The organism is Daejeonella rubra (assembly GCF_900103545.1).
In the GTDB taxonomy this organism is placed as follows: domain Bacteria; phylum Bacteroidota; class Bacteroidia; order Sphingobacteriales; family Sphingobacteriaceae; genus Daejeonella; species Daejeonella rubra.
Map to the genome: position 1 here is coordinate 14,928 of NZ_FNHH01000018.1, position 14,625 is coordinate 29,552.

Sequence of the window (14,625 nt, forward strand, 5' to 3'; positions counted from 1 at the left end):
AAAGTATGTAGCCGAAATTTTTATTAATCTCAACTATTGTACAATTTATTGCCAAAAACACATCTTTCTATATTTTTCACTTATACCCCTGCCTAACCAAAAGATTAATTTAAATTTGGGATGCAATGGATAACCAGGATAAAAAAAGACAAGTCATAATTGATTCTGCGGTAAAACGTTTTGCCCATTATGGGTTGGCTAAAACCACCATGACCGAAATTGCCTCTGATCTGTCATTGTCTAAGGCATTATTATATTATTATTTCCCGGATAAGATCAGCTTATACTCTGCAGTACTTGAAAGCATTGTTTACGAAATAGACGGAGAATTGAGAAAGGGTGTTGAAACAATTAAAGATACCCACAAAGCATTATTCTATGTGCTTGAAAAAAGACAGGAATATATTCTGAAATATTATAATATTCTTGATTATATACGGGTTTCCGGACCAGATCTATCCTCAAATATTCTTAAGACCATTGAAAATGCCAAGTCTCTGGAGATCAAAATTGTTACTGAAATTTTCCAGCGTGGCATTGATTCTAATGAACTTCATATCAGCAATGCTGCAGAAGCAGCTGATCTCTTAATGGATGCACTGGTTGGAATGCGTTACATCGCTTTTAGCAATAAACAGGTTTTTCAGCTTCCCGCAGATCATTTTAAAACATTGCTTTCCCGTCAAAAGAAATTGGCTTCTATCTATCTGAAAGGTCTGCACTAGTCAGTTTTTTGTCACATTATTCTTCCTTGTCCTAAATTTCGCTATAATTCTTGCACAGGTTTAATCCTATTTGTACTTTTGACTATTATTATTAAATAGTCAGAAAGTAAAAAGGTTGAAAACGCATGGCTGATAAGAAAAGAGAGTTGATCATAGAAAAGGCATTGCAGCGTTTCGCACATTTTGGAATTCAAAAAACCACGATGAATGAGATTGCTGAAGACCTGTCTATGTCAAAACCTTCAGTCTATTACTACTTTCCTGATAAAACATCATTGACCATTGCAGTTATTGAATGGATTATTAAGGAATATCATGAACGCTTGTCATTGTTATTTGAAGGATCGAAGGATATGTCAGAATCAGTGATTGCTATGCTTGAACTTAGAATTGAATTCCTGGAACGTTATTTCATGCTTCACCTCGAGGATAATACCGAACAAAGTTTATGCAGAGAAGAGGTAAAGGATTCGATCGTAAAGATACGTACCAATGAAATTGCACTTGTTGCCAATTTGTTTGATAAGGGTATTCAAGCTGGTGAATTGAACTTACAGGATTCCAGTCATACTGCTGAACTTTTTATCAATATGCTCTCCGGTATAGCAATGTGGGTGCTTGGTGAGCAAAAGAAACAATTAATACCGGATATGGAATCTTTCCGATCTGTTTTTATAAAACAGAAGGAATTGGCTGAGATCTTTTTGAAGGGAATTGGGCCTGTCCTGAATCAACCCTGAATCGAGTTCAGGGTGACTATGAATCGAGTTCAGGGTGACTATGAATCGAGTTCAGGGTGACTATGAATCGAGTTCAGGGTGACTAAGAATCGAGTTCAGGGTGACTAAGAATTGAGTTCAGGGTGAAAAGAATCAGGGACATAAAGAAAATGAATAAATAGAGAAATGAGAATTAGAATTAAACAAACAGTAAGTGGCATTAGCTTGATGGTCCTGCTCAGTTTATCTGCAGGGGCACAGACTGTCAATCTTTCACTGAAGGAAGCATTAAATTATGCGCTTGCAAATAATACGGATATTCAGAAAGCAAGACTGGAAATTATAAATGGACAGCTTCAAACTGATGAGATCAGGGCAAGAGCACTTCCACAATTAAACGGTAAAAGTTCTTTAACCGACCAGTTGATTATTCCGCAGCTGATAGTTGGAAATCAGATATTCAAAATGGGCCGGCAATGGACAGGAGATGTCGGACTAAACTTTAGTCAGCAATTGTTTAATCAGCAGGTTTTTACTGGTTTGAAAGCCGCAAAAGCTGGAGAGTCCTTTTATAATCTGAGCGCTGAACTTACTGAGGAAGACATTATCCAGCAGGTCTCTACCTCTTATTATCAGGTTTTGGTAAGCAGGGAGCAGTTAAAAACCATAGAGGCGAATATTCAATCGATTGGCCGTATTGAGACTACAGTTGCTAATCAGTTTAAAAATGGACTGGCTAAGAAGATCGATCTTGATCGTGTCCGTGTAAACCTAACCAATGTGAAAACTCAACGGGATCAACTCGCCAATGGCATAATTCAACAAGAGAATGTATTGAAGTTTTATATTGGAATGCCCGTAGATACTAAAATCGAAATGCCTTCTGCAGAACTGAATAAAATTTCTGAGGATGCATTAAGTCGTTATAATGATTTTAAAGTAGAAGACCTGACCCGCTACCGTCTTTTGATGAAGCAGGAAGAATTGCTGGGCTATCAGAAGAAAGCAGCGATTGCTGAATATTTTCCTACACTAAGTATGACCGGCAATTTCGCCAGAACTAGCACCAGTGATCGTTTTGATCTGTTCGGCGGACAAAATTCAAGCGCTGTCAAATATAATGCATCTGCAATCGGTCTTACCCTGAACATTCCAATCTTTGATGGCTTTGCCAGAAGATCAAGGGTAAAGCAAGCAGACATTGAGATTCAGCAAATTCAGCAGGATCTTAAAAACACCAAAAATTCATTAAGCCTGGCCTATAATAATGCCAATCTGGAACTGAGGAACAATATCAGTACTATAAATGCGCAGCAGGAAAACGTAAAACTTGCTGGCGAGATATATGCCAGCACTCAAAATAATTACAATAACGGACTCGCTCCACTTACGGACCTATTGAATGCTGAAACTTCGATGGTTGATGCACAGAATAGCTATAACAAGGCTTTACTCAATTATAAGCTTGCTGAGATTCAATTAATTCAATCAAACGGAAATATAAAATCACTACTAAACGAATAAGATGAAAACGAAAATTATAATATCAATAGTTGCAGTCCTGTCAACATTTGCACTGATATTCTGGGTATTAGAGAGAAATAAAACGAAGAATGCAGAGATCACGGCTATTGTAAGTTCCGGAAATTTAGGTGCCATTGCGGTTAATACAGAAAAGGCAGCAAAAACAGATATCAGCATTGATTTCAGTTCTAATGGAACTTTTGCTCCTAACCAGGACCTTACTCTGGCTACTGAAAATGCGGGACGTATCACGCGTATTCTGGTTGATGAAGGTTCACGTGTCAGTAAGGGACAACTCCTGGCGCGTATAGATGCGGATCTCTTGAATGTAGATGTGGAAACTGCAAAGGCAAATTTACTGAGTGCTGCAAGGGATCTTGAACGCTACGAAAGTTCATTTAAGACAGGTGGAGTTACACAACAGCAATTGGATAATGCACGACTGAATGTCCAGATCACAAAATCAAGACTTCAGTCAGCAAATTTAAAATCTGCTGATGCTAATATTACTGCTCCGATTTCCGGAATCATTAATAAACGATTTGTTGAACAAGGTTCGTATGTGAGTGTAGGAAATCAGCTTTTTGAGATTGTAGACGTTTCCCGCCTTAAGCTAAAAGTTACAGCCAATGAAAATCAGGTTGTGAATCTTAAAGTGGGCAATCCGGTACAAATTAAATCCAATGTCTTTCCTGGAATTGCATTCAGCGGCAAAATTGTTTTCATCGCCCCTAAAGCAGATAACAGCTTAAATTTTCCGGTAGAAGTAGAGGTAAGCAATACCAAAGATGCCGATCTGAAAGCGGGAATGTATGGAACTGCACTGTTTGATTTTCCTGAGCAGGCAGCCTCTTTATCTGTCCCAAGAACTGCATTTGTAGGCAGTATCAATAGTAATAAGGTATTTATTCTGGATGGAACTAAATCAAGGGAGCGTACTGTAACTGCCGGCAGGGTTTTCGGAGAGCGTGTTGAGGTTATTGATGGTTTGAAAGAAGGTGATGTAGTGATTACCAGCGGACAGATCAATTTGGTGGACGGAACAGAAGTGGTTAAAATAAAATAATATTTTTGCCTTCTTTAAAATATATAAAATATTGATAACCAATATTTTAACAATAAAAATTAAAATGAAAATAGCTGAAATCTCAATAAAACGTCCGACCATAGTAGTAGTACTCTTTACAGTACTAACGCTGCTTGGTCTGATCAGTTACTCATCGCTTAATTACGAAATGTTGCCGAAGTTCGCTCCGGCAGTAGTATCGGTGGCGACTGTTTATCCCGGAGCTTCACCAAGTGAGGTTGAAAATACGGTGACCAAGAAGATCGAGGATGCAGTATCCTCCATGGAGAATATTAAAAAGATACAGGCCACTTCCTATGAAAGCTTGTCGCTGGTTACGATTACTCTGAATAGTGGAACAGATGTAAATGTTTCTCTGAATGATGCTCAGCGTAAGGTCAATTCTATATTATCAAAGCTTCCGGATGATATTGAGGCTCCTTCACTGAATAAATTTTCACTGGATGATCTTCCGATCATAACCATGTCTGCAACTGCAGGTATGGATGATGCACAGTTTTATGATCTGGTCAAAAATCGAATAGTACCGGGTTTATCCCGTGTTGAAGGGGTAGCCCAGGTGAATATTATTGGCGGACGCGAACGCGAGATCCAGGTCAATATTGATGAAAAGAAATTAGCTGCTTATGGCCTGCCTTTATTATCGGTACAACAGGCGATTCAATCTTCTAACCTGGATTTCCCAACAGGAAGTATTCGTACCGAGAACCGGGATATCCTTGTTCGTTTATCAGGAAAGTATGCGAGTGTTGAAGAGTTGGGCATGCTTATCGTTTCCGACAAAAACGGAATACAGGTACGTCTTTCTGATATTGCAGAGGTTCAGGATACACAAAAGGATGTGGAGAAGATAGCCAGGGTTGATCAAAAGGCAGCCATTGCCCTTCAAATTCTTAAGCAGTCGGATGCGAACGCAGTGTCCGTAAGTGATGGTATTAAGAAAAGTATCGCCGGATTGGAGACAGAGTATAAAACCATTAGTCTCGATCTGACCATTGCAACAGACAGTTCAGTTTATACCCTGCAATCGGCTGATGCCGTAATCCATGATCTATTGATTGCAGTTGTTCTGGTAGCCTTTGTGATGCTGTTTTTCCTGCATAGTTTAAGGAATGCCGCCATCGTCATGGTATCGATCCCTGCCTCTCTGATCGCTACGTTCATCGGAATTTATTTAATGGGATATACCCTGAATCTGATGTCATTGCTCGGTTTATCTCTGGTGGTTGGTATTCTTGTGGATGATGCCATCGTGGTACTGGAAAATATTTACCGGCATATGGAGATGGGCAAGAATCGTGTGCGTGCTGCATATGAAGCGACCTCTGAAATTGGATTTACAGTGACTTCCATTACGCTGGTAATCGTAGTTGTATTCTTTCCGATAGCCCTGAGTACCGGATTGGTCTCTGATATTTTACGTCAGTTCTGTGTGGTAGTAATCATGGCTACATTATTCAGCTTACTGACTTCATTTACCATTGTACCTCTTCTTTCTTCCAGATTTGGAAAACTTGAGAAAATTCAGGGAAAGAACATCTTTGGAAAGGTTATCATCAGCTTTGAAAAAGGTCTGGATCGATTTACTGCCTGGTTGACAAAAATTCTTGGCTGGTCTTTGGGACATAAAAAAACCGTACTGGGAGGAACACTGCTCTTGCTTGTAGCTACTTTCATGCTGATCGGAAAGGGATATATCGGTACTGAGTTTTTTCCGAAAAGTGATCGGGGTGAGTTTATAGTACAGATTGAACTTCCCAAGGATGCTTCCATTGAACAAACTAACCTAATAACATTTAAAGCGGAGCAGATCCTGGGAGCAAAGCCTGAGGTTACCCGATTGGTAACTACTGTAGGGCAGGCAAGTGATGCCACCGGGGCACAGCAGTCTCCTGCTTATTCTGCAGAGATCAATGTTCAGCTGGTAGAGCGTAAGCTACGTGTGGATCGCTCGGATGTTTATGCAGCCAAAGTAAAAAAGGAACTTGTTCAGCAACTGGCAGGTGCAAAAATTAAGACCACACCAGTAAGTATTTTGGGTACTGCCGAGCGTTCGCCGGTTGAGGTAGTGGTGCGTGGTAGTCAGCTTGATAGTGTAATGAAGTTTGCCAATGTGGTGAAGGAAAAGCTTGCAGCCATAAAAGGAACTACAGAGGTGAAACTTTCAGTAGAAGGGGGTAATCCCGAGATCCGCGTGCAGGTTGATCGCGATAAGATGTCTTCTCTGGGTCTGAACCTTCAAACTGTTGGAGCATCTATGCAAACTGCCTTCAATGGAAATACCAATGGAAAATTCCGTCAGGGAGAGTATGAATATGATATCAATATCCGACTGGATAATTTTAACCGGAAGAGTATGGATGATGTGAGGGAATTGACTTTCATTAATTCCGGCGGACAAAAGATCAAACTGGATCAGTTTGCGAATGTTGTTGAGAGTTCCGGTCCTTCAAGATTAGAGCGTCAGGATAAAACTACTAAGGTATCAGTTCAATCCCAGGTAGTTGGAAAGCCTTCAGGTACTATTGTAGCCGAATTGGATGTTCTGATAAAAGATCTTCCTCGTCCCGCAGGTGTAAATTATATATTCGGCGGTGATATGGAAAACCAGTCGGAAGGCTTTGGTACTCTTGGAATTGCTTTGTTAATGTCTATCGTCATGGTTTACCTGATCATGGTAGCACTTTATAATAATTATGTGCACCCATTTGTGGTTTTATTCTCAATTCCTTTGTCAATTATTGGGGCATTGCTTGCTCTGGCACTGACAAATAATTCATTGAACATCTTTACGATACTTGGATTGATCATGCTTATCGGACTGGTGGCGAAAAATGCCATCATTCTGGTCGATTTTACCAATCAGCAAATAGAAGAAGAAGGCAAGTCGGTGCGTGAAGCTCTATTTGCAGCAAACCATGCACGTTTAAGGCCGATCCTGATGACCACCATTGCGATGGTAATCGGTATGCTGCCAATTGCTCTTGCAGGTGGTGCGGGTGCTGAATGGAAAAATGGTTTGGCCTGGGTAATTATCGGCGGACTCTTAAGTTCCCTGTTCCTGACCCTGATAATTGTGCCTGTTGTTTACGAGGCTTTTGATAAGATCATTAAAAGATTTACTAAAAATGCTGTAAAACAGGATATTGATGCGCTTCTTGAAGAGCATTATACAGATCCGGAACATCCGGTAAAGAATCACATTTCGGTATCATAAGCGATACACCATAAATTTATAGCGACCCATGATCATTGATCAGGGTCGTTTTTTTTGCGTGCATATTATCTGATTCCGTCCTTAACCTCACATATCACTCAATCTGTTGAAAACTGATTGCTTGTTTAAAACTAGATCATTCGCCGCGCGGATTTAATATCTACTTTCGTTTTCTAGTTCTTTGTCATATCTATTCTGGTTCATTCGCTTTGGCGGATGATTAAAAGGGAACCGTGTGTAAATCACGGGCTGACGTGCAACTGTAATCCAATAATATGGAGAGCCAGACACCTGCCGAAATAGTTTTGTTCAAAACTTTCACGAATAAAGTTTTGGCGAAAGCTCTTTCTCCTTTACTTCTGGGTTTGTTGCCTTTTGTCAATTCTTGTTAACACAAAATAACAAAAGTATATGCAACAGGAAGAAATTCTACTAAAAGAGAACAAGGATCGTTTTGTGATCCTTCCCATTAATTATCCCGCAATCTGGGAGATGTATAAAAAGCATGAAGCCAGTTTCTGGACAGCCGAAGAAATCGATTTGTCAGGAGATCTCAAAGACTGGGCTAATCTGAATTCCGGTGAAAAACATTTTATATCCAATGTCCTGGCTTTTTTTGCAGCCAGTGATGGTATTGTCAATGAGAATCTGGCTGTCAACTTTATGAGAGAAGTCCAGGTTCCTGAAGCAAGATGTTTTTATGGTTTTCAAATCATGATGGAGAATATTCATTCTGAAACCTACGCTCTGCTGATCGATACATATATAAATAACCCCATCGAAAAAGATCATCTCTTTCATGCGATTGATACGATTCCCGCAGTGAAGAAAAAAGCTGAATGGGCGCTTCGCTGGATAGAAAATGGCAGTTTTGCCGAACGTCTTGTTGCTTTTGCAGCAGTTGAAGGTATTTTTTTTAGTGGCAGTTTCTGCTCTATATTCTGGTTAAAAAAACGTGGCTTGATGCCCGGACTCACTTTTAGCAACGAGCTGATCAGCCGCGATGAGGGACTTCATTGTGAGTTTGCCTGTATGCTTTACCGAATGCTTTCCAATAAACTTTCAGAAGAACAGGTTCTGGGTATTATTCGTGATGCGGTGGAGATTGAAAAAGAATTTATCAGCGAGGCCTTACCGGTTGAACTCATTGGTATGAATGCTAAACTGATGAAACAATACATTGAATTTGTAGCCGACCGCTGGGCTGATGAACTGGGCTGCCCGAAAATTTATCACGCATCAAATCCTTTTGATTTTATGGAAATGATTTCTCTCCAGGGGAAAACTAATTTCTTTGAGAAGAGGGTTGGAGATTATCAGAAAGCGGGAGTGCTTTCAGGCAGTAAGGAGTCGAATAATTTCTCACTGGAAGAGGATTTTTAAGGAAATAGACTAAGGGTAATTGATATTGAATTTAACCGATTTCCTTTACTCTTATGTTCAGCTAAGACAAATATCAATAATAACCAATCACAAAAGAATCATGTTTGTAATCAAAAGAAACGGAAGAAAAGAGAGCGTCAAGTTCGATAAAATTACTGCCCGCATACAGAAACTATCTTATGGTCTAAGCCCGCTGGTAGATGCAATTGACGTTGCAAAAAAAGTAATTGAAGGACTTTATGATGGGGTAAGCACCACCGAACTGGATAATTTGGCAGCAGAGACATCGGCTTCCTTAACCACAAAGCATCCCGATTATGCCTTACTGGCCAGTCGTATCGCTGTAAGTAATCTGCATAAAAATACCATCAAATCGTTTTCCGAAACCATGCTGAATCTGTATCATTATTCTGATGCACTCAGTGGCCGTAAAATGCCATTGATAGCCGATGATGTGATCGAAATAATTAAAAAAAATGCTGATCTGCTGGATAGTTCCATTATCTACGACAGGGATTTTGGCTTTGATTATTTCGGTTTTAAAACCCTTGAAAAATCATATTTACTACGAATTGATGGTAAAGTTACTGAACGCCCGCAGCATATGTACATGCGGGTGGCGATCGGAATCCATAAGAATGATCTGGAGAGTGTTATTAATACCTATAATCTGATGACTGAGCGTTGGTTCACTCATGCCACTCCGACACTTTTTAATGCCGGAACTCCCAAGCCTCAAATGTCATCCTGTTTTCTTCTAGCTATGAAGGATGATAGCATTGATGGTATTTACGATACGCTGAAGCAGACTGCAAGGATTTCTCAGAGTGCCGGCGGGATAGGTCTGGCAATTCATAATGTCAGGGCTACGGGGACTTATATTGGCGGCACGAATGGTACCAGTAATGGAATTGTTCCGATGCTGAAGGTGTTTAATGATACAGCCCGTTATGTAGATCAGGGTGGAGGGAAGAGGAAAGGAGCCTTTGCAATTTATCTTGAACCCTGGCATGCCGATGTGTTTGAATTTCTGGATCTGAGAAAGAATCATGGTAAAGAAGAAATGAGGGCAAGAGACCTTTTCTATGCACTTTGGGTACCTGATCTTTTTATGAAAAGAGTCGAGGCCAATGGAGAATGGAGCCTCTTTTGTCCGCATGAAGCACCAGGATTACATGAATGTTTTGGGAAAGAGTTTGAAGATCTGTATCATCAGTATGAATCGGAGGGTAGGGCACGTAAAACGATTAAGGCACAGGAATTATGGTTTGCTATTCTGGAAGCACAGATTGAAACCGGCACTCCTTATCTACTCTATAAAGATGCAGCAAACAGCAAAAGCAATCAGCAGAATTTGGGTACCATTAAATGCAGTAACCTCTGCACTGAAATTATGGAATATACAAGTCCGGATGAAGTAGCAGTTTGTAACCTTGCATCTATAGCGCTACCGCGTTTTGTTACTGAGGGGCAGTTTGATTTCGGGAAATTGTATGAGATTACTTATCAGGTAACTAAAAACCTGAATTGCATCATTGATAATAACTTTTATCCCGTTGAGGAGGCGCGAAATTCCAATCTTCGTCATCGTCCAGTTGGACTGGGAGTGCAGGGCCTTGCAGATGTTTTCATTCTGATGCGTCTGCCATTTGAAAGTGACCTGGCTGCCGTACTGAACAAAAATATATTCGAGACGATCTATTTTGCGGCGATGACGGCCAGTAAAGATCTGGCGAAGGAGCAGGGCGCTTATGAAACTTTTAAAGGATCACCATTATCAAAGGGTTTGTTTCAGTTTGATCTCTGGGGTGTTAAGCCTTCAGAAAGGTATGACTGGGAAAAGTTAAGAGGGGAGGTAAAACAATTTGGGGTGCGGAACTCTCTGCTTGTCGCTCCGATGCCTACTGCATCAACTTCTCAGGTATTAGGGAATAATGAATGTTTTGAGCCCTACACATCTAATATTTATACCCGCAGGGTATTAAGCGGGGAGTTTATTATTGTGAACAAGCATTTGCTTAAAGATTTGATTAATCTTGGATTATGGAACAACACCATGAAGGATAATATCATCCGGGCCAATGGTTCTGTTCAGCATATTGAAGAAATTCCAAAAGAAGTCAGGGAATTATACAAAACAGTTTGGGAGATTAAACAGCGCAATCTGATAGATATGGCTGCTGATCGGGGTGCTTTTATCTGCCAGTCGCAATCACTTAATCTTTTTGTAGATAATCCAAATACCGCAAAATTAACCTCCATGCATTTTTATGCCTGGAAGAAAGGGTTAAAGACCGGGATGTACTACCTTCGGACACAGGCGGCAACAAAGGCGGTTCAGTTTACGGTAGAAAAGCAGGGAGGGAAAACCATGGAACCAGTAGTTCCGAAGTTCGATCCGGTTCAGAACAATGATCCTGGAAGTGTTGAACCATCAGTGTCTGAGGAAGGCGCAAGTTGCAGTATGGAAGATGGCTGCGTCAGTTGCGGTTCATAAGGTACTGGTTTAAATGAAAACATTAATTCCCGAAGGATTTATTCTTCGGGATTTAATGTTTCCTGGCTATAGAAATTTTGATACAAATGAATAAACATGAGATCATTACCTGTGAGCGTTGCAGAAAAAGAATGGAATGTAAGGCCAATGCCTACAGCAAGTGTCAATGCAGCACTATACAACTGAATTTGAATGAGGTTCAGTATGTAAGTGAACACTATGAGGGATGTTTATGTGCAGCCTGCCTGATTGAATTGAAGGAAGAATATCGTTCCTTTTTTCAAATTAAGAATTAAGCCTGTTGATAATCTAATTGGAATTGAAATCCGGAAATCATTTTGGAAGCAGAAAAATTAAGTGCAGAAATTTCCTTCCAAAAAAATCATTCTCCTAAACTCTTCACCCGATAGCTATCGGGTCTCAATTACTAAAGTGTTTCTTCATTGCATTAGGAAAATCAGCTAAAGCTATTTCCGGTTCCGCAATTTCCGGATGCCATAATTTCTCCCATTCAAAGCTGTAGTACCCTTTATATCCATCTTTATACAAAATATCTATGGCTTCAAATATTGGCACATCACCCTGCCCAATTAATACGTACTGTAATTTATCACCCTGAATTTTGGCGTCTTTGAGATGCGTATGGCGAATATATTTCTTTAATTTTTTATACACTTCCTTAGGCGACTCTTTTGTTACGGTCCACATGTTTGCAATATCCCAAACCAAAGCAATATTAGGATGCGAGGCAGCTTTCATGACTTTCAGGATATCATCTGAGCCTGAAAAATCACCATGTGTTTCCAATAGAACAGTAACATTGCGCTCTTTGGCATATTCGCCAAGAGTTAAGAGGTTTTCTGCAACAGTACTGATCGTTTGGTTGCGATCACGGTCTTTTGGAAATTTGTTAGGGAATACTCTGACGAAGGGGCAATTTATCTTTTGCGCCAGATCAATAAAAGATTTGGCTTCTGCAATGCTTTTTTCTTTTTCAGGGCCTTCATGAAAGTGCATATTGGCGGAAGCTCCAAGGTTTATGAATTTCAAACCCTTCTCCTTCATCAGGCTTAACGTTGTTTTTATCCGCTCAGGACTGCTGAATTCATCACATTTTGGAAGATCCATCTGGCGTTTTATGCCGCGGATTTCCAGACCGGAATAACCATTGGCAGCTGCGAAATCTACAATTTGCTGAAAAGACCAGTCGGGACAGCCCAATGTTGAAAAAGCTAAAAGAGGCTTTTCTTTCCCAAAAGCAAAGTTTGAGCTTGTCATTGCTGCAGTTAGTAAAATAGCTGTGTTTTGAAGGAATTCTTTTCTGGTATAGGTCATGAGCTTTTCGAACTTTATAATTGCAATAAATTTGATCAATGCAATTTATGATTTAAACAGAAGAAATAAATTTTGACAGGCATGAATTTTCCTAAACTTTCAGAAAACACAAGGTAATTAGCTGCTGATCTGCGATAGTCCATTGAAACTGCAGTTTTTCCAAATCGTATCCCGGATCATAATCCTCTTTGATAACTTTTATACTTATTTTTTCATCCATCATATGGAACTCTACATCATTGAATTCAAGAAATTGCCTTGTTAACGGATATTGGAACTTATAAAAACATTCTTTCAGGGAAAAAAGCAGGGTAGGGTACATATTCTGATCTTCTTCGTTCAGTGAATTTAGAAATTGTTGCTCTGATTCCAGAAATAAGATGTTCCACATATTCAATTCTACGCCTGCAATGGTCTCAATGTCAAGTCCCACAGATACGATATCCTTGCGTTTCCCTACAATTGCACCAGTTAGTTGAGAGGAATGACTGATAGATCCCACCATACCTTCAGGCCATACCGGCTGTTTGCCGGAATCTCTTAGAATTTCTGTATGATCTATTCCGAGCTGTTCTAAAGCTTTTCTGGCACAAAAGCGGCCTGTGCTGAAATCTGTTTTTCTTTTGCTTGCAGATCCTTCAACCAAAGCCAGCTCTGCGGGGTATAATTCTTCAATTCCCTTAAAATCTGTAGTAAAGTATTGTGAAAAAAGAGGTGAAAGTGTAGGAAATGCTAAGATCATAGTCAAATTTAATACCTGAAATGCCATGAAGAGATAAAAGTTCAAAAAATTTGCACTTTAATCATTTAACTCAGGATAGAACATGACAGATAAGGATTTAATACTTTCTAAATTGGGATTCAATTTTAAAAGGTTCCTGGTATTAAAATTATGAACAGCAAATCGAAACCATTGGTGCATACAATTTTTGCATTCCTTGTATTTTTCATCACATTTTCTCTGTCTGCACAAGAAAAATTGGCGTCAAAAGGTCATATTCCGATCCTTGGTTGGTACAGTATCCCGCCGGAAGAAGCGACTGTTGCACGCTATCAGGAAATGAAAGATGCAGGTTTTGATATCAGCTTTTCCTTTCTGGGGAGCCCGGAAGATGTTCAAAAATCGCTGGATGCGGCACAAAAGGCAGGTATGAAGATCGTGATCAGCTGTCCGGAGTTGAAAACGGAGACTGAGAAGACCGTTAAACGCTTTATGACCCACCCGGCTCTTGCAGGATATTTCCTTAGAGACGAACCCGCAATGGATGCTTTCACAGAACTTGGAAACTGGGCGAAACGTGTAAATGCAGTGGATCCTAAAAATTTCTGTTATGTAAACCTGTTTCCAAATTATGCTACGGCAGCCCAATTGGGTACAAGTGATTACCGGGAATATGTAAATAAATTTGCCAAAGAAGTCCCGCTGCATTTCCTTTCCTATGATTCTTATCCGCTTACTTCAGCTGAAGGAGTGTACACAAAATGGCATCAGAATCTCGAAATTTTTGCTGATGAGGCAAAGAAAGCCGGAAAACCTTTCTGGGGATTTGCACAATCTGTTTTGTTTGATGATTTTCATGAAGACCCAACATTAGCTACCATGCGTGTGCAGATGTACACCAATCTTGCCTATGGTGCTCAGGGATTACAATATTTCACCTACTGGACTCCCGTATCTTCAACTGAAGATTTTCGCGGAGCACCTATTTCACTGGGGGGCAAAAGATCAACAGTTTATGATCATATTAAAATATTAAACCAGGAGATAAAAAATCTTGCCGGAGTATTTTATGGATCCAAACTCGTTTCAATTAAATATGCCGGAAAAGAAACGCCAATTGGAACAAACCGATTATCCACCCTTCCGGAATCTTTGAAAGTTCTGGAAACCGGTGGCAAGCCTGCCATTGTATCCATTCTTGAAAACGGAGATAAGCGATTTCTTTTGATCGTTAATATGGATTATAAGCACAGTATGAAGCTGACACTTTTGGGTGATGATAATCTGAAGAGGATATTGAAAGATGGCACAATTGTGCCTGCAAGCGTTTATGATACCACAATTGATGTAGGTGCTGGTGATATTGCGGTGTATATGTTTTAATTGACATTAATTGAGTGAAAGTGGTATAATGATT

General features: G+C 40.0%; 11 protein-coding genes and 1 riboswitch. Of the genes, 9 read left to right on the forward strand and 2 right to left on the reverse strand.

Annotated features, from left to right (window positions below; translation table 11 throughout):
- The first annotated feature begins 125 nt into the window (after window positions 1-125).
- From BLR27_RS12405 to BLR27_RS12440, 8 genes are all read left to right on the forward strand, one after another.
- Window positions 126-725 carry a TetR/AcrR family transcriptional regulator gene (locus BLR27_RS12405; RefSeq protein WP_090705332.1) on the forward strand — a complete coding sequence of 200 codons (600 nt, stop codon included), beginning with the start codon at window positions 126-128 and terminating at the stop codon, window positions 723-725.
- Between the two features lie 125 nt (window positions 726-850).
- Entirely contained in the window at window positions 851-1,465 is a 615-nt protein-coding gene (locus BLR27_RS12410) for a TetR/AcrR family transcriptional regulator (RefSeq protein ID WP_090705333.1), read from the forward strand.
- Between the two features lie 165 nt (window positions 1,466-1,630).
- On the forward strand, window positions 1,631-2,968 hold the full coding sequence (locus BLR27_RS12415; protein ID WP_090705335.1) for a TolC family protein: 1,338 nt from the start codon (window positions 1,631-1,633) through the stop codon (window positions 2,966-2,968).
- A gap of 1 nt (window position 2,969) precedes the next feature.
- On the forward strand, window positions 2,970-4,034 hold the full coding sequence (locus BLR27_RS12420; RefSeq protein WP_090705336.1) for an efflux RND transporter periplasmic adaptor subunit: 1,065 nt from the start codon (window positions 2,970-2,972) through the stop codon (window positions 4,032-4,034).
- Between the two features lie 64 nt (window positions 4,035-4,098).
- Window positions 4,099-7,272: an efflux RND transporter permease subunit gene (locus BLR27_RS12425; protein ID WP_090705338.1), complete on the forward strand. Its 3,174-nt coding sequence runs from the start codon at window positions 4,099-4,101 to the stop codon at window positions 7,270-7,272.
- 179 nt (window positions 7,273-7,451) lie between these two features.
- Window positions 7,452-7,585: riboswitch (cobalamin riboswitch) on the forward strand.
- A gap of 98 nt (window positions 7,586-7,683) precedes the next feature.
- A complete protein-coding gene (locus tag BLR27_RS12430; RefSeq protein WP_090705339.1) occupies window positions 7,684-8,655 on the forward strand; it encodes a ribonucleoside-diphosphate reductase small subunit in 972 nt (323 codons plus the stop codon).
- Window positions 8,656-8,755: 100 nt separating this feature from the next.
- The gene (locus BLR27_RS12435; RefSeq protein ID WP_090705341.1) at window positions 8,756-11,152 is read left to right on the forward strand and encodes a ribonucleoside-diphosphate reductase subunit alpha; all 2,397 of its coding nucleotides are present in this window, start codon (window positions 8,756-8,758) and stop codon (window positions 11,150-11,152) included.
- Between the two features lie 131 nt (window positions 11,153-11,283).
- Window positions 11,284-11,448 carry a cysteine-rich CWC family protein gene (locus tag BLR27_RS12440; protein ID WP_245704508.1) on the forward strand — a complete coding sequence of 55 codons (165 nt, stop codon included), beginning with the start codon at window positions 11,284-11,286 and terminating at the stop codon, window positions 11,446-11,448.
- A 124-nt stretch (window positions 11,449-11,572) separates the two neighbouring features.
- Here the strand turns inward: BLR27_RS12440 and BLR27_RS12445 are convergent, their stop codons facing one another.
- Together BLR27_RS12445 and BLR27_RS12450 are read right to left on the reverse strand one after the other, a co-directional pair.
- On the reverse strand, window positions 11,573-12,526 hold the full coding sequence (locus BLR27_RS12445) for a sugar phosphate isomerase/epimerase family protein (RefSeq protein ID WP_221406334.1): 954 nt from the start codon (window positions 12,524-12,526) through the stop codon (window positions 11,573-11,575).
- A gap of 52 nt (window positions 12,527-12,578) precedes the next feature.
- Entirely contained in the window at window positions 12,579-13,229 is a 651-nt protein-coding gene (locus BLR27_RS12450) for a 4'-phosphopantetheinyl transferase family protein (protein WP_176767693.1), read from the reverse strand.
- A gap of 150 nt (window positions 13,230-13,379) precedes the next feature.
- Between BLR27_RS12450 and BLR27_RS12455 the strand changes: the two genes are divergently transcribed.
- The gene (locus BLR27_RS12455) at window positions 13,380-14,591 is read left to right on the forward strand and encodes a beta-galactosidase (protein WP_221406335.1); all 1,212 of its coding nucleotides are present in this window, start codon (window positions 13,380-13,382) and stop codon (window positions 14,589-14,591) included.
- Window positions 14,592-14,625: the final 34 nt, after the last annotated feature.